This window comes from Paenibacillus durus ATCC 35681 (assembly GCF_000993825.1).
GTDB classification, from domain to species: Bacteria; Bacillota; Bacilli; order Paenibacillales; family Paenibacillaceae; genus Paenibacillus_AQ; species Paenibacillus_AQ durus_B.
The window spans coordinates 3,709,603-3,732,677 of sequence record NZ_CP011114.1 but is presented as its reverse complement, the minus strand read 5'-3'; the positions used below and the strand labels follow the sequence as shown (position 1 = coordinate 3,732,677).

General features: G+C 50.1%; 30 protein-coding genes. 25 read left to right on the top strand and 5 right to left on the bottom strand.

Going from position 1 to position 23,075, the window contains the following annotated elements; genetic code table 11:
- Nucleotide 1 precedes the first annotated feature (1 nt).
- The 23 genes from VK70_RS17270 to VK70_RS17165 all read left to right on the top strand — a co-directional run bounded on the left by VK70_RS17270 (nucleotide 2) and on the right by VK70_RS17165 (nucleotide 19,940).
- Nucleotides 2-742 carry a hypothetical protein gene (locus VK70_RS17270; RefSeq protein WP_025698490.1) on the top strand — a complete coding sequence of 247 codons (741 nt, stop codon included), beginning with the start codon at nucleotides 2-4 and terminating at the stop codon, nucleotides 740-742.
- Nucleotides 717-1,535 carry a hypothetical protein gene (locus VK70_RS17265; protein ID WP_025698491.1) on the top strand — a complete coding sequence of 273 codons (819 nt, stop codon included), beginning with the start codon at nucleotides 717-719 and terminating at the stop codon, nucleotides 1,533-1,535. The genes VK70_RS17270 and VK70_RS17265 overlap by 26 nt, the downstream gene beginning before the upstream one ends.
- A gap of 1 nt (nucleotide 1,536) precedes the next feature.
- Nucleotides 1,537-2,085: a hypothetical protein gene (locus tag VK70_RS17260; protein ID WP_025698492.1), complete on the top strand. Its 549-nt coding sequence runs from the start codon at nucleotides 1,537-1,539 to the stop codon at nucleotides 2,083-2,085.
- Nucleotides 2,066-2,299, top strand: coding sequence for a hypothetical protein (locus VK70_RS17255; RefSeq protein ID WP_025698495.1), 234 nt, complete (start codon nucleotides 2,066-2,068; stop codon nucleotides 2,297-2,299). Before VK70_RS17260 ends, VK70_RS17255 begins: the two co-directional genes overlap by 20 nt.
- Before the next feature lie 8 nt (nucleotides 2,300-2,307).
- A complete protein-coding gene (locus VK70_RS17250; protein WP_082210242.1) occupies nucleotides 2,308-3,414 on the top strand; it encodes a phage tail sheath subtilisin-like domain-containing protein in 1,107 nt (368 codons plus the stop codon).
- 18 nt (nucleotides 3,415-3,432) lie between these two features.
- Entirely contained in the window at nucleotides 3,433-3,879 is a 447-nt protein-coding gene (locus VK70_RS17245) for a hypothetical protein (RefSeq protein ID WP_025699292.1), read from the top strand.
- A 71-nt stretch (nucleotides 3,880-3,950) separates the two neighbouring features.
- Nucleotides 3,951-4,397, top strand: a complete 447-nt coding sequence (locus tag VK70_RS17240; protein WP_025699293.1) for a hypothetical protein — start codon at nucleotides 3,951-3,953, stop codon at nucleotides 4,395-4,397.
- A gap of 46 nt (nucleotides 4,398-4,443) precedes the next feature.
- The gene (locus VK70_RS17235; RefSeq protein ID WP_025699295.1) at nucleotides 4,444-4,656 is read left to right on the top strand and encodes a hypothetical protein; all 213 of its coding nucleotides are present in this window, start codon (nucleotides 4,444-4,446) and stop codon (nucleotides 4,654-4,656) included.
- A gap of 19 nt (nucleotides 4,657-4,675) precedes the next feature.
- Nucleotides 4,676-8,731 carry a peptidoglycan DD-metalloendopeptidase family protein gene (locus VK70_RS26610; protein WP_052756012.1) on the top strand — a complete coding sequence of 1,352 codons (4,056 nt, stop codon included), beginning with the start codon at nucleotides 4,676-4,678 and terminating at the stop codon, nucleotides 8,729-8,731.
- The gene (locus tag VK70_RS26605) at nucleotides 8,728-10,485 is read left to right on the top strand and encodes a LysM peptidoglycan-binding domain-containing protein (RefSeq protein ID WP_025694599.1); all 1,758 of its coding nucleotides are present in this window, start codon (nucleotides 8,728-8,730) and stop codon (nucleotides 10,483-10,485) included. Before VK70_RS26610 ends, VK70_RS26605 begins: the two co-directional genes overlap by 4 nt.
- Nucleotides 10,482-11,135, top strand: coding sequence for a hypothetical protein (locus VK70_RS17220; RefSeq protein WP_025694598.1), 654 nt, complete (start codon nucleotides 10,482-10,484; stop codon nucleotides 11,133-11,135). The genes VK70_RS26605 and VK70_RS17220 overlap by 4 nt, the downstream gene beginning before the upstream one ends.
- A gap of 12 nt (nucleotides 11,136-11,147) precedes the next feature.
- Nucleotides 11,148-11,777, top strand: coding sequence for a hypothetical protein (locus VK70_RS17215; RefSeq protein ID WP_025694597.1), 630 nt, complete (start codon nucleotides 11,148-11,150; stop codon nucleotides 11,775-11,777).
- A gap of 1 nt (nucleotide 11,778) precedes the next feature.
- Nucleotides 11,779-12,147: a hypothetical protein gene (locus VK70_RS17210; protein ID WP_025694596.1), complete on the top strand. Its 369-nt coding sequence runs from the start codon at nucleotides 11,779-11,781 to the stop codon at nucleotides 12,145-12,147.
- Nucleotides 12,144-13,052, top strand: a complete 909-nt coding sequence (locus VK70_RS26600) for a baseplate J/gp47 family protein (RefSeq protein WP_025694595.1) — start codon at nucleotides 12,144-12,146, stop codon at nucleotides 13,050-13,052. The genes VK70_RS17210 and VK70_RS26600 overlap by 4 nt, the downstream gene beginning before the upstream one ends.
- Before the next feature lie 16 nt (nucleotides 13,053-13,068).
- Nucleotides 13,069-14,226, top strand: coding sequence for a baseplate J/gp47 family protein (locus tag VK70_RS17200; RefSeq protein ID WP_025694594.1), 1,158 nt, complete (start codon nucleotides 13,069-13,071; stop codon nucleotides 14,224-14,226).
- Complete coding sequence (locus VK70_RS17195) at nucleotides 14,223-15,281, top strand: hypothetical protein (RefSeq protein WP_025694593.1); 1,059 nt, start codon at nucleotides 14,223-14,225, stop codon at nucleotides 15,279-15,281. Before VK70_RS17200 ends, VK70_RS17195 begins: the two co-directional genes overlap by 4 nt.
- A 12-nt stretch (nucleotides 15,282-15,293) precedes the next feature.
- The gene (locus tag VK70_RS17190) at nucleotides 15,294-15,824 is read left to right on the top strand and encodes a hypothetical protein (RefSeq protein ID WP_144415260.1); all 531 of its coding nucleotides are present in this window, start codon (nucleotides 15,294-15,296) and stop codon (nucleotides 15,822-15,824) included.
- 17 nt (nucleotides 15,825-15,841) lie between these two features.
- Nucleotides 15,842-17,731 carry a hypothetical protein gene (locus VK70_RS17185; RefSeq protein WP_025694591.1) on the top strand — a complete coding sequence of 630 codons (1,890 nt, stop codon included), beginning with the start codon at nucleotides 15,842-15,844 and terminating at the stop codon, nucleotides 17,729-17,731.
- A gap of 18 nt (nucleotides 17,732-17,749) precedes the next feature.
- Nucleotides 17,750-18,142, top strand: coding sequence for a hypothetical protein (locus VK70_RS17180; RefSeq protein ID WP_025694590.1), 393 nt, complete (start codon nucleotides 17,750-17,752; stop codon nucleotides 18,140-18,142).
- The gene (locus tag VK70_RS28735; RefSeq protein WP_201778734.1) at nucleotides 18,142-18,243 is read left to right on the top strand and encodes a CD1375 family protein; all 102 of its coding nucleotides are present in this window, start codon (nucleotides 18,142-18,144) and stop codon (nucleotides 18,241-18,243) included. Before VK70_RS17180 ends, VK70_RS28735 begins: the two co-directional genes overlap by 1 nt.
- 94 nt (nucleotides 18,244-18,337) lie before the next feature.
- The gene (locus VK70_RS17175) at nucleotides 18,338-18,838 is read left to right on the top strand and encodes a phage holin family protein (RefSeq protein WP_233277701.1); all 501 of its coding nucleotides are present in this window, start codon (nucleotides 18,338-18,340) and stop codon (nucleotides 18,836-18,838) included.
- An 11-nt stretch (nucleotides 18,839-18,849) separates the two neighbouring features.
- The gene (locus VK70_RS29360; protein ID WP_025694588.1) at nucleotides 18,850-19,722 is read left to right on the top strand and encodes a M15 family metallopeptidase; all 873 of its coding nucleotides are present in this window, start codon (nucleotides 18,850-18,852) and stop codon (nucleotides 19,720-19,722) included.
- Nucleotides 19,723-19,724: 2 nt separating this feature from the next.
- Nucleotides 19,725-19,940 carry a phage holin gene (locus VK70_RS17165; RefSeq protein ID WP_025694587.1) on the top strand — a complete coding sequence of 72 codons (216 nt, stop codon included), beginning with the start codon at nucleotides 19,725-19,727 and terminating at the stop codon, nucleotides 19,938-19,940.
- 136 nt (nucleotides 19,941-20,076) lie between these two features.
- Here the strand turns inward: VK70_RS17165 and VK70_RS17160 are convergent, their stop codons facing one another.
- From VK70_RS17160 to VK70_RS17150, 4 genes are all read right to left on the bottom strand, one after another.
- Nucleotides 20,077-20,907 (bottom strand): hypothetical protein, encoded by an 831-nt coding sequence (locus VK70_RS17160; RefSeq protein ID WP_025694586.1) that lies wholly within the window; start codon nucleotides 20,905-20,907, stop codon nucleotides 20,077-20,079.
- 120 nt (nucleotides 20,908-21,027) lie between these two features.
- Nucleotides 21,028-21,345 (bottom strand): hypothetical protein, encoded by a 318-nt coding sequence (locus VK70_RS17155; protein ID WP_025694585.1) that lies wholly within the window; start codon nucleotides 21,343-21,345, stop codon nucleotides 21,028-21,030.
- A gap of 39 nt (nucleotides 21,346-21,384) precedes the next feature.
- Nucleotides 21,385-21,540 (bottom strand): hypothetical protein, encoded by a 156-nt coding sequence (locus tag VK70_RS28375; RefSeq protein WP_155986875.1) that lies wholly within the window; start codon nucleotides 21,538-21,540, stop codon nucleotides 21,385-21,387.
- A 58-nt stretch (nucleotides 21,541-21,598) separates the two neighbouring features.
- The gene (locus VK70_RS17150) at nucleotides 21,599-21,808 is read right to left on the bottom strand and encodes a hypothetical protein (protein ID WP_025694584.1); all 210 of its coding nucleotides are present in this window, start codon (nucleotides 21,806-21,808) and stop codon (nucleotides 21,599-21,601) included.
- Between the two features lie 111 nt (nucleotides 21,809-21,919).
- Here VK70_RS17150 and VK70_RS17145 point away from each other — a divergent pair, with 111 nt between their 5' ends.
- Complete coding sequence (locus VK70_RS17145; RefSeq protein ID WP_025694583.1) at nucleotides 21,920-22,141, top strand: helix-turn-helix domain-containing protein; 222 nt, start codon at nucleotides 21,920-21,922, stop codon at nucleotides 22,139-22,141.
- Between the two features lie 21 nt (nucleotides 22,142-22,162).
- Nucleotides 22,163-22,378 (top strand): hypothetical protein, encoded by a 216-nt coding sequence (locus VK70_RS17140; protein ID WP_025694582.1) that lies wholly within the window; start codon nucleotides 22,163-22,165, stop codon nucleotides 22,376-22,378.
- A 156-nt stretch (nucleotides 22,379-22,534) separates the two neighbouring features.
- Here the strand turns inward: VK70_RS17140 and VK70_RS17135 are convergent, their stop codons facing one another.
- Complete coding sequence (locus VK70_RS17135; RefSeq protein ID WP_025694581.1) at nucleotides 22,535-23,071, bottom strand: hypothetical protein; 537 nt, start codon at nucleotides 23,069-23,071, stop codon at nucleotides 22,535-22,537.
- Nucleotides 23,072-23,075: the final 4 nt, after the last annotated feature.

The window sequence follows — 23,075 nt, the reverse complement described above, 5'->3', positions numbered from 1 at the left end:
AGTGGATATTCAGATTAATGGGCAAAAATTCGAGGACCTGATCGCTCGTCATGGGCGTGATGTGCTTTGGCAAGAGTCCATACGCTGCTCCTGCATCAATTTGGATAGCGGGCAGCCGCGCTATGGTTGCCCGATCTGCGGAGGCACAGGCTTTGTGTATGAGCCGGTGAAGACCTGCCGCGCACTTGTGCAGAGCGTGACCACAAGCAAGGACTATCTGGCTTATGCCGGCATGTTTGAGGTTGGAGACGCTCTGATGAGCATACCGGCCAATATGTTTTTGCGTACGCCGGAAGGCAGCTTTGATCGGTCCGGCCGGGAGCCGGTACCGATGTTCAATATCGGGGCTGGTGATGTTGTGACGCTGATTGACGATGAAGTGAAGACGTCTGAGGTTATCATGAAGGACACAGAGCTGCACGGGCGCCCGGCGGACACGCTTTTGAATCCTAAGGTGACCAAGGTGCTCTCGGTTCGCATGCATGATCCTGACAGCGCCACAACAACGCTGTACGCTGCTGGGGATGATTACGAAGTGGACGGGGCAACGATCGTCTGGACGGGCAATCAGCCCACACCAGGGGCGCAATACAGCGTCATATACATGCATCGTCCTGTTTATACCGTTTACGCTGTCCTCCCCCGCCCCCGGCACCAGAACAATCAGGATTTGCCGCGCACAGTGCTGCTTCGGTATTACCCGGGAGGTGTCCTGCGTGAGCATGGTGTCCATACAGGCTGAATTACCGGCACTGGATAACATTATCGCTACCCTTTCCAATCGCGACCGCCTTCCCTATACACGTGAAGCTGTGCGTGCGGCGACGATAGATTTGATTCAAGCTACATGGATTCAATACGCCTCGGGCGTGGAAGTTAGCTACAGCGGCGGGACATTCCGCATAGGTGTGCAGACTGGTGAATACGTTCGGAGCATCCAGGATGGTCTGCGATTCCCGGACGACCTGACGGGGGAAGTATTCTCCACCTCCAGACATGGTGCAGCTATAGAAAGCGGCCAGGAAGCCAAGGATTTGAAACCTAAGTTGTTGGCTTCTTCAAAGGCAAAGGTCGGTGCGAACGGGAAAAAGTATGTCACCGTCCCCTTTCGCCATGGCGCGCCGGGATCTGCCACAATGGCGGATATGCCCAAGCGAATGCATGAGCAGGCGAAGAAGCTTGAGTTCAGCCGCGTGACATCCTCTTTACCGTCCCGAACGTATTCATGGGGTGGGAGGATCAAGTCGGACGATACTGGAAAGCGGAGCCACACGGGATCACATCCGGGGGCGGGCTATTCGTGGAAGACTGGTAAGCATCAAGGTATGGTAAAAATGGGTGGAGCCGGTCAAACGCAGTACCTAACTTTCCGGCGAGTGTCGGAAAACTCCGATCCCAAAAGCTGGCGCCGGCCGACAATCAAGCCGAAGCCGATTCGGGAAGCCGTCATTGAGAATACGCGCGATCAGGTCCGGGACATGATTGTCCAAGGTTTCCAGAAGGACTTGGCTGCTGCGGGGCTGGGAGGAGGATAATTTGGATTTTAACACGGTGGATGTGAAGGAAAAGCTGCTACAGTTTCTGAAGGCGGGGTTTCAAAAAGCTGGAGTGCGAATGAATGTGCTGAAGTCTGACCCGCAGACCGCAGCAGAACTGCCCTGCATTGGAATTAATCGGACTGCTGACAGTGAAACTGTTCATTCACTGGGCGATTTCGCCGGCAGCGATTTTGATACAGATTTGCTTGAATACAGTGAGGTGTACAGCGCCTACTACCAAGAATCCATGGAAGTGCGGATATGGCATACAAATGCAGATGAGCGAGAACGGGCATATCGGCTGCTGAAGGCACTACTGATGGTCTTCCGGCCGGTCATTGTGGAGCAAGGCGTTCGGAGCTTTACAGTGGAAGGCGGCAAGGATGAGAGTGACTTCACCGGACAGGTTGCACCGTTTCCCGTGTACTGGGCCAGCGTTGTAATATCGTATCTTAATCCCCTGGATGTTCAAGTCGGCGAGATGGCCGAAATCATTACAAATATTTTTGTAAATGGAGGTGTAGTCGTTGACACAGAAGAGCCGTAATACACCCGCTCCCGATGTCGAGGAGCAAGCCCCAAAGGATGCTGCTGAACCGAAAGGTATGAGCTTGGATGCTTATTTGGAAAAGCATACTGTGCATCCTGGTCTTGTGGCCAGCTATCGTTACGAAGCTCGGACTCGCGCCGAACTCCTTCAGGAAAAAACAGAGTCGGCTTGGAAGCTCGCTTTCGAGCAGCAGTCCAAAACTCAATATTAAGGAGGTACATGATGAGCATTAATATTTCATTCGGCGGCGCGACCATCAAACGCCCAGGAGCTTATTCCACTGTGGATTCCTCCGGGATGGTGCCGGTTACGCCTGGATCGCTAAAGGTGCTGGCTGTAATCGGCCCATCTGGTACAGGGGCGACGATCACCCCTGGAACTGTAGCTTATTTTAACGATCCCAAGCTGGCAGCCGCCGCTGTCGGTGAGGGGGAGCTGCTTGAAGTAATGAACGTGGCCTGGCGTCATGGAGCTGATCTGATCGCCGTATCAGCCGCAGCTGTTACGGATCCAGCCACAGCACCTACGGATGCAGAATGGCAGGCCGCCATTGATCTGCTTCAGCCCGAGGAAGTTAGCGGGATCATTCCCATTACGACCCAGGCAGCGGTATGGGCGAAGGTCGATACCCACATTACCTTAATGTCAAACACCAAGAACCGGAAGCGGCGCAGGGCATTTTATGGTCACGCTGCTGGCACTAGCATCGCAGATATTCAAGCGGCGGCTGCAGCAATCCCCGTCGAACGAGGTCTGCTTGCGACACCTTGCCCGCTGGTTGCAGATAGCACTGGGAACAAGGTAGTTAAGCCGGGTTATTATATGGCAGCGGCCATTGCTGGGATTTGGGCAGGCCAAGAGTCGCAGCAGCCGGTAACATACAAGTTGGTGAGATTCGACGGTCTTGAAAAGATATATATCGGTCAGGAAATCGAAACGCTTCTGGAAGCCCATGTTTGCCCGATTGAATCGGTCAAAAACGTGGGCTTTCGTATTGTGCAGGGCGTAACCCTTTCAACGAGCGATGACCTCACGCAAAGTGAACTTTCTGTCTCCACGCTGAAGGACGACATGTCAGCTAACCTGGAATCTTATTTCGAGACAAAGTATGTGGGAACTCCAACTGTAAATGGTATCGAGGTAACCATCTACAATGATTTGGTGTCTCAAATTCAGGGATTTCAGAAAAATGGTTGGATAAGCGGATTTGTTTCTGATTCGATAAAGGTTTCGCGAAATGGCACTGTGTTCACTCTGGAGTGGGAGGGGATTCCGACATTGCCAATCAACAACTTCTTGATCACATCACACTTCACTTTGAAGTAAAGAAGGGAGGATTAAGTTATGTCTATTGTTAAAGATCAGCCGGCTCACGCTGGGCATACAATCAAATTGAAGATTGATGGCAAAGAAGTAGGTCGGGCTCAATCCATAAGCGGTCGCCGCTCATTCGGAACAGAAAATCAGTACGAGATTGGTTCTATCATGCCGCAAGAGTCTGTTCCGCTCCGTATGGAGGGAACGGTAACTTTGGAGAAATACCGCATACGCAGACAATCATTGGCCGAATTGAAATTGTCGTCGTACGGTATAGGCATTTTGAATATGAACGTCATTGATATTGAGGTGACGGACAAATATACAGGTGACATCATTATTGTCTATCGTAGTTGCACCCTACAAGAATCGTCCGAGGATTTCAGGGCAAACGCCATGTCTGGCGAGAACGCAACCTGGACGTATTTATCCGCTGACTATGGGACACCAGAATCGGATACCACGAACACATAAGCAATATAGACCAAATTATTATCCGCCCTTCCAGTATCGGAAGGGCTATTTCAATTAAAGGAGAGATCACTTTGGATAACAAAGAACAAAACATTGCTGATATTGGGAAAAAGGTTGCTGCTGGGGGAAAATTGAACGAAGCTGAAGTATTGGATTTTGAGAGTGCTGAAGGAAACCGTTACAAAGGAGTTCTGGTATTCAAAAAGCCGACTATGGCTGATCTAATGAAGATTGGTGGCTTGAAGTCCGAATTTTTGAGAACAGCCGGTGTACAGGATGCCCGCCTAGTTGATAACGATATCCTGTTCACGGCGCATATGTTGGCCACTTTAGAAGTGGTGCTCGTCAAGCGGCCGGAATTTTTATTCAAGCTGAATGAGGTCAAGGAATCGGACCTTATTTTCCATGTTTACGGAAAGTACCAAGTGTGGGAGGCATCTTTTCGCAAGGAATTTCGAGACGCACCTAAGACAGATCGCCCAGCTTCCGAGGGAGAGGAAGCTTTGGATACTCCGTAAATACGTCTATGGCGGTCTTCCTCCTACCGACCCGCGCATTTTGGACATGACAGATGAACAGGTTGAGCTCGAGTTCATTCACATGGATCTGGACCGCAAAGCCAAGGAAGGCAGAAGCGAGGAGTACAGCGATCCGGACTTTGATGATTGGGACCGTGAAATGGAGGAAGAGGATAGGAAGTTATCCTACGAATATGATCCTGCTGTCTTGCAGCGGCCGAATGCGGATGATAACGATTGGGAAGATGTCGAGTTGTAGAAGGGGGGTGCAATAGATTATGGCAGCGGAACAAACGATTCGGGTGTCGGCCAAGGGCGAATTCGGGCAGCTGCAGCGTGGGTTGAAGCAGCTCCAGCAAGACCTGAAAGGCGTCGCTGGTGTTGTGGACAGAGGGGCCGGCAAAGGCGGATTCTTCGATGAGAAGCAAACCCGCGCGTTGGAGCTATATAAACGTCGGTTTATGGGAACGATGGGGGAAATCAACGCCGAGTTCCGCAAACAGAACGATGTGATTGAGGCGCTGCACAGCAAAATGAGCACGGCGCAGCGGGCAGAACGTGAGGAAATCCGGCAGACCATTGCACAACGCGAGAAGCAACTGGATGTACTCCGTAAGGAGCTCATGACTACAGAGCGCCTGTACAGTAAGCGGTCGAAAGAGGCCGGCTCTTTCCGTTCGCCGTCCCCCCCGGCTCAAAATGAACCTACTACGGTTTCCAGGGGCGGACTGGGTAGTGGAGGGATGTTGTCTGGACTTATCGGCGCTGGTAAGTTTGCACTGGGTCTAGCCGGTCTAACCGGAGTAGCTTCATTGGCTTCAAAAGCCTATGATCTCTCTTACGAGCGGGCTACAGGTTCGCTTGATCTAGCTCAGCGCCTGCGTGGTCAGTCCGGATGGAGCGGGAAGGCAACAGACATGTGGGATCGCTCGGCCGATGTTGGCCGCAAGGATCGCATGGGGTACACGGCAGCAGAATCGTGGGGCTTCATGGAACAATACAGCCGGATTGCCGGTGCGATCAACACGAGCCAACAGCAAGACCTTCTCAAATTCGGTCGTGGGTACGGCTTGAATTCTTCCGAAGTGGCTGGGGTTGTCGGAGCCAATCAGGCGATTGGCGGCACGCAGACCCCAAAGGGGTTCGCTGATGCGATTGCTGGTAGCGTGGCCAAGACTGGGATGACACCGCGTATCTTGGAGGTCATGGAGACCAATAATGCGCTGCTTTCGCAAATGAACACCACGCTGAAGGACGGCTCTTCCAAACAAATTCTTGCCTACCAGACTACACTCGACAAAATCGGTGTTGAAAAAGGCATGACTCAGCTCACCGGCGCCCAGGGTGGGAATATGATTGCTGGACTGGGAGGCATCTTTCAGCCCGGGAACGACAAGTGGAAATGGATGGGGATTCAGGCCCTTCGTAATTATAGCCCGCAGAAATACGGCAAGATGGACCTGTTTGATATGGAAATGTCATACGAAGATGGTCTCATGAACGCCGATAATATCCCGGCTATGGCGAAATACATCCGTAGTCAAACGGGCGGCAACAAGAAGTTGGATAAGTACATCATGCAGCGCTGGCTTACGGATGGTGGATACGCCGCCACAAAAAGGGAAGCTTCCGAGTTCTACGATGCCACTGACGGCCTGACCAAGTTCAGTCCGGATCAGATCGAGTCGCTGAAAAACGGTGCTATTGATTCTGGAACAAAGTATGACGCGGAACGAAAAAGTGATGCCGGACAAGGTTATATGGATGTGGACTCCCGGTTTCAGCATGCACTGGAGCAAGCCGGGCAACCATTGCTTACGATTGTGCAAGGGCTGGAAGAGGACGTAACCTCTTTGCTGGAGAGCCTGAATGATGGGACGGGGCTGGCTGGTGGAACCTTAGAGAAAATCCTGGACTTTATGACTAGGAACCTTGGGGGGCTCGCCACTTCGGAAAACATCATGAAAGTGGTCACTGCCATTGGTATCTTAAGCGCAGCAAACAAACTGGGCGGGGCTATCGGTGCAGGAAAGAGTGCCGCTTCTGGGGTAGGCGGAATGCTGGCTACGGGGTCTAAACTGGTCGGCGCGTCCGCAGCGACCGCCGCCATCTTCGGTCTGCTTGATGGCGTCACTAACAAAGATGAGCACATTAAAGCGGCGAAAGAGGCTGGACTTGACCCGGAGAGCTTAGGACTGGTGGACCGAACGGTCGCAGGCGCTGTCTACGGCGCGGAGAAGGTTACGGGGTATATCACCGGAGAAAAGGCAGACCGCAAAGATGGATACGAGCTGCTGGAGAAAGTGGACCCCGCCGACCCAGACTCCCTTTGGGCTGATAATGCGAGAACGACAGCCAAAAAGAACGCGGACCTGTATCGTAGGATGACCCCAGAGGATCGGAAAGCGCAGGATCACATTAATGCGGTAAGCGCGGCAAACACCCGCAAAGGGGCTAAACAGACCGAAGCGGTGCAGAAGGCGACAAGCGGGCTTCAGGCAGAGTATGACAAGACCTTTGACACCATCTTTAAAGCTGGAGCCGACATCTACGACTGGCTGTATGCCAGTTGGAACGGCGGCAAGCCTAGCCCGCACCAACGGGCGGAAGATGCTAAAGCGGCAGCGAAGGACCGGGCTGAAGAGAAGGAAGTGGATTCCCCGTTCATCCCATCCGCTATGCGCCTCAAGTCGTTCGCGCCAAAGATGTTCCCGGGGCTATTTGTAAGCAGCCCCGACGGGGGGGATTCCGATATCGGCCAGCTCCCGGCCCGCCTGGGCGGCCTGCCTATCGACAACCAGCCAGAAGACCTTAGCAAGCTGCCTGCCCAGATGGACAGGCTAAAAAACGACGGCACCAAGGCGCTGAGCGACTTCCGAAAGGACGGCATCGTGAAGCTGCTGGACCTCTCCGAAGACGGGAATACCCGCTTTAAGCGCATGGACAAGTCCACCTCCGACATGACGGCCGACGCCCAGGCGAAGTACGCTTCCATGGAACAAAACTCCGGCGACCTGCTGGATAAGGCGACTTGGATTTTCCGCACGATGTATTACAAGGTTGCTAACACGATGGATTACATGCTGGAAGAGCACCGAAACATGGTAGCGGAGTTATCTGGCACATCCAAATACACAGATGGTGTAGGAGGCGACTTCTCTTCTGGTTTAGGGCAAGGCTACAAGATTACGCAAAACAGCGGTGTTTCTGTTCAGGACTTAAACAAGCAGCTGAAAGGTCTCTTGGCAGGCTATGGTTCCGAATATATTAAAGCTGGCAACAAATATGGGATAGACCCGGCTTTCTTGGTGGCGGTATCTATGCAAGAAACCGGAGGTACATCTCTTGCATTAAAAAACAAGAATAACGTTGGCGGAATGATGGGTAAAAATGGTTTGCTGTCATTCAAAAGTATTCCTGATGGCATTGATGCAATGGCAAGTAATATTGCGGAAAATTATGTCCCGCAGGGGATCGACACCGTAGAGAAAGTGCAAAAAAAGTATGCTCCTATAGGGGCAGCGAATGACCCTGATAATCTTAACAACGATTGGTCAAAGGGCGTAAACGGCATTCTTTCTGATCTATTGGGAAACTCGCACAAGGGAATAGATACCGGGTACAGCTTTTTTAAAGGCTGGGAGAGCCGAGTCACTTCACGTTTTGGAGATAAAGAGGGATTTCGTTCGAAGCCCCATGGTGGACTCGACATCAACGGAGAACAAGGGGATGCTTTGGATGCACTATCATCAGGCAAAGTATCTTTTATAAAAATGGACGATGGCGGGCCGAACGACCCGGATGGAAAGGCAAACACAACACCAGGTGGATCGACGGTCGGAATTAAGATGTCTGACGGAAACACCTATTATTACGCACATATGTCTGCTGTCAATTCTAAGCTGAAGGTCGGGGACAATATTGCAGCTGGAGAATGGCTTGGGAATATGGGCGGCGATAAGGGAGCAGCAGGGAGCGGCAGTTCTACAACAGGCAGTCACTTGCATCTAGGATACATGAACAAAGACGGTGTTTTGATGGACCCGGTTAGTCTGTTGAACAGCCTCAACGCGGGCGATAGCGATATCGGGAAAATGAATCCTGAGCAGTTTGTTACGTCATCCCGAACGCCATTCGGATCTAGCAGCTCCCCGAGCCAGCAAGTTGTTACAACGAAGTCTGAAATTACTGTTAAGCTGGACCTTACTGGCGAAGGAGCCAAGTCACTTAACAATGCGACATTAAGTCAGCTTGAAAAACTCGTAAATCGAATTGTAACCGAGCGGGAGCGGCAACTCCTCCGGATGTCCCCAACAAAGGCGGGATACTCATGATCGAACGATATAATTGGGCGCCGGTTGGCGGCGTAGTTGGAAAGCGGCATGTCCCTATTGTCCGGGTCAGCTTCCACACCGAAAAGGCGTGTTACCAACTCAAGGGAGAAATCACCGTAGATAGCGACAACACAGACCCCACCAGCCAGGTGCTTTCGGTCACGACCCAAAAAACAATGGATGCGCCTGCCGGAGCAATCAGCATTACCTTGGCCGGCGATAAATGGTTCCGGTCGCAACTCATAATGCCAAACGACCTGGTTGTTGTGCAAATGGGCTATAAGACAATAAATGGCGAGGAACTCAGCACGGTCATGGTCGGTCTGGTGGATCGCATTCGCCGGACCCGCAGCGTGGAGGGCGGAATGATTACATCCGTCACTGCCCGAGATTTCGGGAAGGTGTTAATCAAGAGCAATGTTAAATTTTATCCGGAACTAGAGGGGAAGACGGAGCAAAAAAACCTCTTTTTAGCTTCCGATGGCTGGCTGAAACTGATGAACTATTTCAGGGGTGATCTTGTTTCTAAAGGGACTCCTGCTGTCATTCTGGATATTATCATGCGCTTTATTCTGCCAAAGTTGAACAATGTGGAATGGACAGTATGGGATGAGGGTAAAACTGAGCCCGTTCCGAAGAAGATCGGGCTCACGCATGTTCTGAGATACAATTTTGCCAAAATCAATATGACACTACCGCAGTTTTTCACTCTTGATCAATATGAAGGCTCCCTATGGAATCTGATGGAGCGGACATCGATCAAGCCATTTTCTGAACTCTTTGTCGATACGCGGCATCCCGATGAAGCGTGGAACAAGGGCGGAAAGCCGAGGGTTATTAATGAACCCATAGAGCAATCCTCTGACGAGAGCAAGGCGAAGTATCCGAAGGGTGAAGGGTACTATCCGTCTCCGCGCTTTTCGTTCGGTAAAGATAATAGCGTGGTTGGTGTATTTATGAGAAACACTCCATTCGATCAGGCTGCTTGGGATAAATTATTGACGCATGAGATCGGTGCGGAGGATGTTATTGATGAGGACCTCTCATACAGCGACGAGGAGCATTACAATCTCTTTTGGGCTGGGACGACGATTAATGCTCTCGGCATCGATCTTAAACGGGTATCCCCGCCTTTGGTGAATGAAAAGGCTGTGCTCCGCTACGGACTATCACCCCTTGAAGTAGAAGTGGAAGGTTTGGCGCTCAGTCAGGACGATCCGAATGCGATGACCCAATTGACCGAGATGGTTGCCGGATTGAGCGGGAAGCTGAAAGCATGGTTTGAGAATAATAATTTTTATGTGAACGGCTCCATGACAGTTCGTGGTAATGGTGCCTATAAAATTGGCCAAAGATTGAAGACCAAGGGAATTATTAAAGAATTCTATATCGAGTCCGTGACGCAGACGTTCAGCGTATACGAAGGATGGACGACAACGCTCCAACTCACGCGTGGACGTGATTTGAAACCGGGTGCTGATTCTGTGTCCGCCGCCACTTCCACTTCCCCTCAATCCGGGACTGCAGCTGGCAAGACGGCGGCCGAAGCAGTTAAGGCCAACAATTACACCGTCAAGCGAGGGGATAGCCTGTGGAGTATCGCGGCTAAGGTGTATGGGAAGGGAGACGATTGGATGAAACTTTGGGCAGCTAACAAGGATTTGCTTATCCAGCGTGATAATCGTAATGTATCTCAGCCAGGAAAGTTCATTTATGAAGGGCAAGTTCTTCAGGTGTCGGGGGGATCAAAATGAAGGATCAGGCCGCGCTTGGCGGGCAAACAACCAATCGGATGCCGTCATTCAATACATCTCGCTTTGCCCGGGTAACGAGCGCGAAAGATTACAACAAATATGGGCGTATTGAAGTTATTTTTTTGGATTACAGCGTGCCGGTTCCTGTTTGGGTAGTAGGGGATATTGAACGGGAACCCGTGGCTGGGGACAGTGTTCTCATTGGCTACATGGATGGGCGTAAGGACTGTCCGTACCTTGTAGGCTTCGTGAAGAACGAGAGTCATACGACGAACTTCGTCGTCGTGAAGAAGGATAAAATCAAGCTTCAGCTTCCCATTTTCGGTATCGGGGAGAAGGACAGCCCGGCAACCAAGGACGTAGCTGGGAACCTGCTGGACAACAGCAAGCAGGAGGAGCGCGTATACATCGAAGCCACGCCCGACCATGCGCTCATCAGTTTCCCAACTTCTGAAGACGGATCTACGGCTCCAGCCACCATCAAGGTAACAGCGGATGGTGTGGAGATAAACCACCCCCAAGCCATCAAGCATCACTCAGGAAGCAAAGGTGTGGTGCGGGTAGGGGATACTGTTTCCGTTGATGTGCCGGGGATCGGTAAGTGTACGGGCACAACAACTTCTGGCTCCAGCAAAACACTGATTGATTAGGAGGGAGTAACTGTGGCGAAAAAAGTCTTGGTGAGCGCCGCCACCTACGATCAGAAACGATTCTACCGCATGACCTTTGAATTGCGAAAGACATTACCCAGCGGAGATTCTGGTGCATTATCGTTGCATACGCTTCTGGTCAATCCCTCCGACTTTAGCCAGGATGAGCCGGGCCGTGGGAACATCATACAGACGCTCGGCGGTGCCTATGTTGCAGACTTTGGGCTGGGCCTACCCACGGTGACGTTGAGCGGGACAACTGGTTATAGGGTGCGCGCTTCCGCCGAAGGGAAAGAACGGGATGGATACGAAGAACTGAGGGATTTCAGGTCAGATATCTACCGCAAAATTCTGCTTGCCAATGATCCGCAACATGCACTCTATTGGTACAACTGGGAGGACGATGAGTATTATGAGATTCATCCGCAAAACTTCCGCCTGCAGCGTAGCAAGTCGGAGCCTACGCTGTACCGATACGAATTCCGATTTACCTGCTTACGCCGATTGACAAAAACGCGGAGGGAAGCAGCAGGGGATTACTTAAAGCGGAATCCTTCCACAACAAAGATGGCTGGGAAGTTAACATCCAGCGTTTCAAATATCGGTGAACTGCTGCTGAAGCTGACGAAAGGGGATGGATAGCATGCTGGACAGCTTTTATTTACCACAGGAAGCCATCAGTTTTGTCAACTACCCGATCCTGCGGGACGAACAAACGAACATCGAAAAAATTGTTTCATACGTTCTGCAGGTGCGCGAGTCCTTGACGGCATACAACTCGGCGACAGCCAACCTGGTGGATATTAATATGGATGAACTGGAGCAGCATCTTGCTCTTTGTCGGCAAACTTGTGAGAGTTTGGGAACGGCGGAGAAGATCCCGTTCGATGTGCTGCTGGAACTGCGATCGGTGCTGTCCACCTTTTACAGTTTACGCACGCTATATTTCGATGCTGGAAGCTCAGTAATCGGGGTGCCAGTGGTTGAGAATGGGGAGGCTGCTGCTGTGTGATAGAACACATTTTAAGTGACGCAGATACAATCCAGGGACTGGCTGTTATGTACAATGTTCCTTGGCAAACTATAGCAGATTATAATGGCTTGGAATATCCGTACACGTTGACAAGCAAAGAGGCATATAAGCAACTCCACGCTGCAGGTTATCTGCTTGTACGTCGTGAATTTACAGCATCACCGTTGACGGTATATGCCGGATCAACATTTTCAACTGAGCCTGATTCTGAAGGGGTTCAGAAGATATATGAATTGGTGGAAGACACAACCCTGGTTGCAGGTGCAGCAGAGGGTTATTTTTATGTCCGCTGTACTCAGCCCGGGAGCTTTGGGAACACCATTGCGGGCAGTGTGATCATAGCGTGGGAGATCAGGAGCAGTTTGGGTAATGTGCAACTCTCCGCGACAAATCCAACACCTTTCACCGGCGGGAATGACGCTCGCGTGCGTCTTACTGGCCAGGCTGTTTTTATAAATGCAGATGTCCAGGTGGAAACTCCTAAAATCAGTTATCTGGAACAACTTGGTGGCAGCGATTTGAAAATGACTCCTGACGGGGACTTGATCGACGATGGACTCGGGGATTGGGAGAGTGTGTCGGGTCTGGAAAATATTCAGCAGGCGATCAGCCACAGGCTCGTAACCCGGCGCGGGAGCTTGACGCAGCACCCCACCTACGGCAGCCGCCTTCATGAACTGATCGGGCAACCGCAGATACCATATATCCGCCGTTTAATCGAACTGGATATACAGGAAACACTCCTGGATGAGGAGCGGATTGAGGCTGTGGCAATCAACAGCGTGTCGATCAGGAATACAATTATTGATGTTTTGCTAGTTGTTACGGTGGCCGGCTCTCAGGAACGTGTTTCGTTATCGCTAAATACAGCCGGCCCGGCCTAAAGGAAGGTGATTGACCATGGCATTCGAGCGGAAATCTCTTGAAAATATAGTGCAAGACATGGTGGATTGGTCGCGGGGTCTCTCATCCAAAATCACGGATTACCGAGTTGGTTCCAGATCACGGACATTGATGGAAGCAGTAGCCAAAGAACTTGAGGAATTTTACGATAAAGTGTACCGCGCGACTCGAACGCTTATTGCAGAAAATATCTATACGGTGTTGGGGTTTCCTAAGCTTCCGGCTCTATATTCTACGGGTTCGGTTGTCCTGAGCCGCTCCACTCCTGCTGATGCAGACTACCTTATCGCGGCGGGAACTCAACTGCGGACAAGAGCAACGGCGCTGAAAGCCCCCGTTAGCTTTCGGACAAGCAGTGATATTATTCTGCGGATGGGTGAGACCAGCATAACCGTTCCCGTTATTTGTCTTGTGGCTGGCACGGACGGCAATGTCGATGCACTCACGATAACTGAGTTTGTATCCAAACCAGCAGGGATTGATGCGGTGTCCAACCCTGTCAGCTTTACGAATGGGAAGGAAGAGGAAACGCGGGATGAGCAGAAGAATCGGTTTCAGAAGTTCGTTTCCTCTCTTTCTCGGGGGACGCTGCCGGCTATCGAATATGGTGCAACGACCGTTCAGCTTTTATCCTCGGACGGACTGGCTATTGAAAGGGTTGTTGATGCAAGGGCGTTTGAGGATACTGTTAACCGTAAAGGAGAGGTTGACTGCTACATCTGGAACGGAGTCGGCACGGCTTCGGATGAGTTGCTTTCGGCCACTCAGCGGGTCCTGACCGGCTATTATGTAGATGGGAAGCCGGTATACGGTTATAAGCCAGCAGGCATCCAGGTCAATGTGCTGTCTGCTGCTACAAAACCGGTCAATGTTCGCATAACTCTGACCCTGAATACAGGGGTTGATTTGGAGGATATTCAAATCTATATCGAACGCGAAGTCAGTGACTTTTTTGCAACGTTGAAACAAGGGCAAACACTTATACAGACAGCGCTTGAGACCCGCATTAAGCTGCTGGATGGCGTATACGATGTCAAACTGGACCTGTCATTGGATGATGGAGACCATTGGTCAGATAGTAACATTACTGCGGAGCAGACAGAGATTCTGTTGCTTCTTCAGCCGTTGGTTTACCGATCGGGGGCGGACGGATGAAACTGCTGCGAAAACTGCTTGATAACCTTGGGGATCGCTGGAACAAGCAGCCGAAAGAGATCCCCTTTCTTGATTTGGAACTGGGGGCCGGCTTGCATAGCCGGGTAACGGTGGACGAGGGTGTACTCCACTTCCATACTGCGCCTTACCGTCCGGATCTTCCCGAGAAACAATCCATTGCTTTGAAAGGATTGGATACCGACGAATTACTGTTACTCGTCCAGAGCATGGGATATAACGCCGTCGCGGCGGCAGAGGGAACGGATGCTGGTTGTAGGCCATTGGCATTGATCGAACAAAGGGACATGTCTATCCCAGTATCATTTCCTGCCTTCAGCAGCGGGGTATGGCGCAGGCTTTACCCGCTGTATCGGGCGCTACGACAGGCAGACATGGACACGGATGCCGCCTTACGACAACTAAATCGCACAATGTCTTCAGGAAACTGGCTCGATTACTGGGCCAGTTTTTTTGCAATTCAGCGGAATCCGCGAGAGAGTGACAACCAATTTGTCCGGAGGTTTACCACTTGGCTGTTTAATCCGAAGACGAACAATATCGCCCTGCAGGAACTGCTCTCTTATCGGCTGCAGGATACCAATATTGAGGTTCGGGACCGGGCGCCGGCCGAGTTTGAATTGCTGGTCGGAACAAAATACTTGGACGATGCTTCCGATCTGCATGAAATTCTTATGGAGGCAAAGGGAGCAGGAATTCGTTACTTTCTGAATTACTTGACTCCTACCTTGGCAGAGGATTACCGAGCATATGCCTCTGATCTGCACGGCCGGCCGTTTTCAGAACTGGATGTACTCAGCAGCATCCTTAAAACGGTGCTGTCTGAAACGTACCCGACTCCTCAAGAAGAATTATCTGTGCTGGTTGGATTTGTAGAACAGCATACCTTGCCCAGTGATGGATTTAAAACGGCTTTTCGCTTGGGAGTCAGCAGATTAGGGCAGGGGAAGCTTGGCAATGAGTACACGGCTTTCCAAGATGTTATGACCGTGACGCTGCGGGCAGCCGGGGAAATCATTTTTGAGGAATCATATTGAAAGGGTGAACGCATGATGGACATGTATGAAAGGATGACGCTGCCCAAGGGGTTTGTCAGTATCTATCTGCACCGTGGAGCACTGGAGCATCGGGATATTGTTCAGGAGCTTCATATTAAAAATCTGATCGTGGCCAATGCATCGAAGTTCATAGCCCGGCGAATGCGGCCAGGTGCAAGCTGGGGAACAGGAATAACCCATCTTGAAGTAGGGACGGGATTTGGCACAGGAACCGCGCAGGCGCCGCAGCCTGAAAATCCACTCCAGGTCGCGCTGAGAACGCCGTTATTCAGAAAAGCGATCACAAGCTGGACATATCTTGATGCAAGCGGAGTAGCGACTGCGGTCGAGACAAATATTTTTAAGTTGACCACGAATTTTACTGAGAGCGAGGCGAATGGTGCTCTTGTGGAAATGGGACTGTTCGGTGGAGACGCAGAGATTACGCTTGGATCAGGCCAGATGTTCAACTATAAGTCAGTCCCGGTAATTACAAAAAACAATACCATGCAGCTCACTATTGACTGGAAACTCTCATTCTAGGGAAGGAGATGAACTGATTGGCGTACAATGGGAAAACGAACTGGACAGATGGTGAAATTGTCTATCCTGAGGATATGAACCGGATAGAGCAGGGAATAACAGACGCGAGGGGTGCGCTGGACACGCACATAGCTGACTACGTCCGGCAGCCCGCTTATGCCGCTACATCCGGTACGTCTGCCGCGTACACCGTAACCCTGTCTCCAGCGCCGATAAGCATTGGCGAAGGCTTTGGGATTACGATTGTTCCGCACGTAGACAACGGGGCCAATCCGACACTACAAGTCAATTCCCTAAATCCGGCAGCATTGAAGGATAAGAAGGGGAATGGATTGACCGCAGGTAAATTGAAGGTAGGCTACCCTTATACGTTCGTGTATGTTTCATCGGCTTTTATCTTAATGGGTGAAGGAGGTGGTGAAATTCCAAAACTTCCTAACATGTTGAAGGGCGGTAGTTTTGAAAATACGGGGGCTAATATTGTAAGCAATAGTGCGTATTCTACGACATATAGAAAGTTCGGTAGTTATTCACTTTCTGTCACTTGCCCTTTAGGATCATTAGAGAATGTGGTTTCTATCCCGACCAATATTACTACAATTGCAAATCATCAATATTATCTAAGTGTTTGGGCATATTCAACAACATCCGGTGCTTCTGCTCAAATGTATGCACGGGGGGCAGAACCAAGCGTTTCAGCCTTGCTAACCGCAAATACGTGGAACTTCATGAGCGGCATTCTAACATTCTCAACGACCACCACTGATAGCGCAAGGTTGGATAATAATACAGCATATTCAACAATTTATTATGATGGATTTATGATAATAGATTTGACAGACGCATTCGGCGTTGGAAAAGAACCTTCTAAGTCTGAAATGGACGACATGGTTCAGTCATTTGGCGGATGGTGGGATACAGACTTAGCAAATTTAACATCAGATGCAAATGCCGCAGCTAGTGAAGTATTGAGCGGTAAAACGTATTACTCAAACGGTCTCAAAAACACTGGCGCTATGGCTAGGCGTACTGGCGGAGAATTTCCCGGATATGAGCGCGCACAAACAGTTGCCTCAAATAATGGTAGAGTACATTTGTATGCCCCTCTCGGAGCCTACGTCGACCAGACTGGCGACCAAGGCGGTAATCATTTTGGAGTCTTCGCAGACGATCCGGATTTTAATTCTATCAATTTTCCGGATGATAAAAATGTTTATGGACTACAAGGGTCTATGCCTAGACGCGGGGGTTATACTAACCCAATTTCTACAGCATGGGATGGAAGCACTATGTGGGTACGTATCCCACAAGGTGCTTATCAAACCAACGGTGGAGCAGGGTATCCAGAAATTACACTGAGCGCTGCTCAGGCTAGAGCAGACGGAAATATACAGCCAGGAAATATTCGTGATAAAGTCTGGATATATGGTACACAAGGGACACTTGTGGCTGATAGTTCCGGTCGGATGGCTATCCTCTATGATCTGTATCCGGGAGCTTGGGCAACGGGTACTTGGAATATAGCTACAATACCGCAATGTAAAAATTTTATCTTTGGTGCCCATAGTGGTAGTACTTATCCAAGTCGACTTTACAGTTATGCCACCGACGGGACTGTATCACAACATCTATACTTATATGACAATCAGGGTGTTAGTGTTACTCTATTAACTTTAAACTGGGGAACAACATTAGGTATTGGTTCTATAATTTTTAATGCAGCCGCGCGGATGGTAGAAATATATAATAGCGGCATTAATGGTAATGACAGTTATTTTGGAACACGAAATCTACCGGGTAATTTCAATGTAAATGGCCCTTTGACTTTGGTGTGGGATTGTCAGCAGCCAGGTTCAGCTAGTCCATATCCAGGGATGCGACTGGATGGAATGGTATTATATGCTTAATAAAAGGAGATTAAATAAATGTCGTATTTTTTAGCTTATGATGTTAGGGAAGAAGTAGGACATATTACAGCAATATACTACGACAGAGCTAATATAGAAGGTATTGAGGGGATTGCCGTTGAAAACCTTCCCGTGCCTGAAAATAATGGGCTTATTCCGCAACTAAAAGTCAATTTAAGTGATAACACCTTGTATTATGACTATGCAAGTCCTCCTTTATCCGAAAATGCTCAAATTGCAGCATTACAGGAAGAACTGACCGGCACGCAGCTCGCCCTTGCCGACAACTACGAGCAGATGCTTGCGGCACAGCAAGATGCCACAAACGCGCAGCTCGCCCTTGCTGATCTGTACGAGCTGACACTATCGCTTCAGACGGAAGTCGCCGCATTGAAAGGAGGTGGGAGCTGATGCCTACTATTTATGCATCCCTTATTAAAAAGGGGCTAAAGACATTGGACCAGGTTCCGGTTGTGATCCGTCCAGCCGTGGAAGTTCTATTGGAAGCCTAATAGTTTTATGCGGCGCCCATTGAGGCGTTTTTATTTTGCCCTCGGTTCCCCGGGGGCTTTCATTTTGTCGTAAAGAGAGAAGGGAGCGGGAAGTTTGATTAACCATATTAGGCAGCTTGCAGTAACGATCTACACCGCAGCCGTAGGGTCCGGGAGCCGGGAGGTCGCCGCCGGTGGAATTACTTCAATGGCGGGGCTGCTTGCGACGATCACTGGCTACTTAGGCGGATGGGACAAGCCGCTTCAGGTTCTTGTCGTATGCATGGTCATCGACTATGCGACGGGTATCCTCGGGGCTGTCAAGACCAAAACAGTAAGTTCGGACATCATGTTATGGGGCGGCGTGCGTAAAGCGGTCGTCATTTTTGTCGTGGGATTGTCGGCACTCATTGACGACTGGATTCAGCCCGGGTCGCCAGTCTTTCGGACGGCTGCCATTTATTTTTACGCTGGCCGCGAAGGTTTAAGCATCGTCGAAAATCTCGGCGTTATTGGCGTATACCTACCGCCGCAGGTCCGGGATTTCTTGCTCCAGCTTAATGAGGATAAGGCCCGTAACAACCCGGCCAAGCCGGATCAAGATAAAACTGCATAGGGGTGGTTCATGTGACATTAACTTTAGAGCAAGTAAGGGCAAAGTCTGCCAGGAAGCTAGTTGGCCTGCAATCGGCTGTATTGGCCGGGGCCACTGCGCTTATTAAACGCTCCTTCGACCTTGGCATAACGATCATTATCACGCAGGGATTGCGGACCTTCGCGGAGCAGGATGCCTTATACGCTCAGGGCCGGACCAATCCCGGACAGATCGTCACCAAGGCAAGAGGCGGATACAGCTATCATAACTTCGGGCTTGCCGTTGATTTCGCGCTGCTGCTGCCGGATGGAAAGAATGTCTCGTGGGACACGCTGCGCGACGGCAACGGAGACCGAACGGCGGACTGGCTGCAGGTTGTACAAATCGCTAAAACATTAGGCTTCGAGTGGGGCGGAGACTGGAGCGGGTTTAAAGACTACCCCCATTTGCAAATGACGTTCGGGCTAGATTTGGACAGGCTGCGTGCGGGAGAACGTCCGGCGGTTGCACTGGTAAACGCTGCTTTTAAAAAAATCAATGAAAGTATAGGGGAGGCGGACGAATTGTCCCAAGCAGAAAAACAAGAGTTGGCCGCGCTGCGGTCTGAAGTTAAAGAACTTCGCGATTTGGTAGAGGGATTGACCGTCAGTAAGGATACCCTCAAAGACGAGGCTCTGAAACAAGCTTCGGAAATTAAGGAGCTGGGCGAGGCATTGCTGCACCTGACGGATACAACGCCGCCTAAGTGGGCGATAGAGGCGATACAAGCCTTTGTAAATACGCCATCTGTGCTTAATGGTAAGCCGGTTATTGATACGCCGAATAAGGTCACATTTACAGAAGCGCGCCTTATTACGATTTTGCATCGCCTCGGCTTGGCAGCGAGACAGAAAGGGGATAAATAACGATGAAGAGCAAATGGAGAAATTACGGGTTGTGGGTGTCGCTTACGGCGGCCGCGCTGCTGGGCGTGCAGACAGTTGGTGCGATCTTCGGGTTCCAGTTGGCGCCGGAGAAATATGACCAGGTAACAGCCGCAGTAAATGCAATCCTGGGTATTTTGGTTGTGCTCGGGATCGTAAGCAATCCGGAAGCGGGTAAAGGGTATTCGGATAAGCAATGATAATTATGCCCACTGGCTTCGGCTAGTGGGCGTTTTTTTGTTTATGAGACAATCAATCCCGCTCCTATTACAATCCAGGTAATAGTATTAAGCACGTAACTTCTTTCTTTCGTTCGACCATCATTAGGCGAATGAATTATTTCTTGGGTTGTTTAGCCTCGGCAAGCTGCTGCCGGAGTTTGTCCATTTCGTCGTAAAGCTTCCGGACTTCCTCAGAGTGTTTTCGTTCCGCCGCAAGTATGGCCTTCTCCTGTGCGATCTCCGAGCGTTCTGCAGCCCGTTCCAGTTCATCCTTGTGTTGCTCGGACAGTTGCTTGACACGCTCTTCCTGGGCCGATTCGAGCGCTTCAGCGGCCTTACGCTCCGCCGCCAGTTCTTCTGCTTGTTTTTCGGATATCTTCGATATTTCGGATATCCGTGCTTCTAACTCCTGTTTCTGGATAACCGCATCTTGAGCATCAGCAACCATTTTTGATAACCGCTCGATCCGCTCTTTGTTCTCGGCTAGGATTTCTTCGTTCTTCGCGTTGAGATTTTCGATATTTGCTGTGTACTTCCGCAGCTCAGTGTTATCATCTATTAACTTTCCGGACTGCTCTGCGGCCTCTTTGAGCATATTATTCAGTTCGGCGATCTCATCTTGTTGTATCGACAATTCAGCAGCGAGTCCGGTGACTTTTTCTTCATATCCATCGGCCAACTGAGTTCGTTCTGAATGTTCCGTTTGCAACATGGATGTAAAGTGTTCCAGGACGCTTTTCATGTGGTATTCAAGAGAAGAAATCTGTTTCTGGTAACCGGCGCCAAGTCCGTTCTTCATTTGCTGCAATTCGTATGTCGTCATGACATGCGCGAAGAAATCCCCCTCAAATTCGATTCCTGATTCCTTGAACAGTCTTTCGGCCAATTCTCGCGCTTCAACCGTCGGTTTGTAAAGCTTCTGCGTCTTCGCCGCTTTCTCACTCATTCAAAATGCCTCCTAGTATTATTCTTAACAGATATCTAAGATATCATGGATATCCATTTATTTAAAAGGACTTATAAGATATCTAATATTTTGGTTTGTTAGAGGGGCCGTAGCCCCGTGTTATTCATCCGCTCTCGTAACAACTCCAGCAAGTGCCTCAAGCATTTCCTTCTCAGCTCGGTCACGCGCCTCATTCGCCAGATGCTCAAAGTTCGGATGGTAATAAACCTCTGGCTTGCGTCCATCCTTCTTCTTGTGGCGAAGCTCGCCAGTCTTGACGGCGGCGTTGAGTGCAGACCGCACCTCGGCAAAAAGTCGAGTCACCACCATAACACGCGCCATTCGGACCTTCTCGACATTTGCTTGAGCGGCGGTCATTTCTCCACGACCTACCATGTCTTTTAGGTACTCAAGGTCATTCTGATTCAGCTTACTCATTTCAAATCCCTCCTGTGTATGCCCGCCAGCATAATATGATTACGCTCTGCGCAATTTGTGAATCAGTTTAACTTCTCCATCCTCGCTGGCGTCAATGATGGTAGAGAGCATCCCTTCACTGACCAGCAAAAGCGGGAAGATAACTTTCCCTGCAACTGCATAATCCAGGTATCCAGTTCGACGGCGAGGTTTCAATTCAATTCCTCCTCCGGTTATATTTAGGGGAGGAGCCTAGTGGCCCCTCCGTGACTTGCTAACTGCGGCGTTGTCTGTTAATCTGGCTGTAGAGATTGTAGGCTGTTTCTTCGGCTTCCGTTAGCGCGTATTGTCGAAGAATTTCTGCCTGTCTTTCCTTGAACTCCTCCCGGGAGCTGCGACCGAGTGCCATTCGTTCGCGGGCTACTCTCAGGAGGTGTTCTCGTTTTTGGAGCTTTTCGAAAGCTCCGGCTGTCACCTTGTCCATTTTCTCACCCCCGTTCTATACTCTAATTATACAACGAATATCGTTGAATGTCAACGAAAAACGTTGAACTTATTATCCCCTTAGTGTATATTTAGGTTGAGGTGATTACGTATGATTAGGTTGAGAATCGAAGAACTTCGGAATGCTGAGGGGTTGAGCGTCCGACAGGTCAGCAAAGCGACTGGTATCCGCTGGAACACGTTGAGCGACATGGAAAATGGAACGGCAAAACATTGGCCGCCTGAACATTTGGAAAAGCTGATGATTTTTTTTAAGCTGAACCAAATAGGAGAATTGATTGAATATGAAGCAGCAGATTCATTAGAGGATTAAGAGCGGACAAGGAGAGGGATTATGAAAGTTTCATATAAAGTCCTGGAGAGCGACGCCGACTTCCTGGCAGCATCTTTGACGCAGGTGAGAGTATCTGTCTGGTTTCGATTAGACCCCGATCCGATCGGCCACCTGATGGACTACGGCGGGGCAGTGGAGGAATATACGACAGAAACCGTTAAGATCGCTGGGAGCCGATTTTTCCGGCATCGCTTTGAGTTTAGAGCCTATGGCTAGACAGTTTACATATTGTCCCATACGTGTTATTATTGTTTTGCGCGGTACGGACGCGCCGGACGCGCATTTCATCCTCCGTGCGGGGATGTGGATTGAAATATACTTGCTTATATGCAAAACAAAACCCGATGGATATACACCTCGGGTTTTGTTTTTTTATCTTAAAGAATAATACTCCCAATCACACCTGTTGTACCGCTCCACCCGGATTTCAGACAGGGCGCCCTTGCGGATAACCACGCTCAATCCCGTGGCATCCTCTTGTCCTCCATCTTCGCCCTCAATGGTGGTCATGTAGCGTTCGATCCACTGATCCTCGGATAACTCGCGATCACCGTCCATTATAAACTCTCGGTATAGGTCTGGTTCTGTCCGAAGGAGGGCTTTGAACAGTTCGAAATCATAAATACCCACCTCAACTCCGAAGTCTTTAAACGGACCGTAATCGTGCTCGACACCAAAAAACATTATGTAGTGCATATCGTCGGCATTAGAAGAATCATTATAAACCTCAACTACATCCATGCCAGAACCTTTCATATCTCGCAACATATCCAACGCGGCTTTAACAGCATCGTCCGAATCGTTAGCGTACTTTGGGGTTGTTTCCATGATTGGAGGCGACATCATGTGCGTGCCGACATCATTAGACCATCCGTTAATCTCAAACTTACGACCGGTAATTGTGTACATTTAT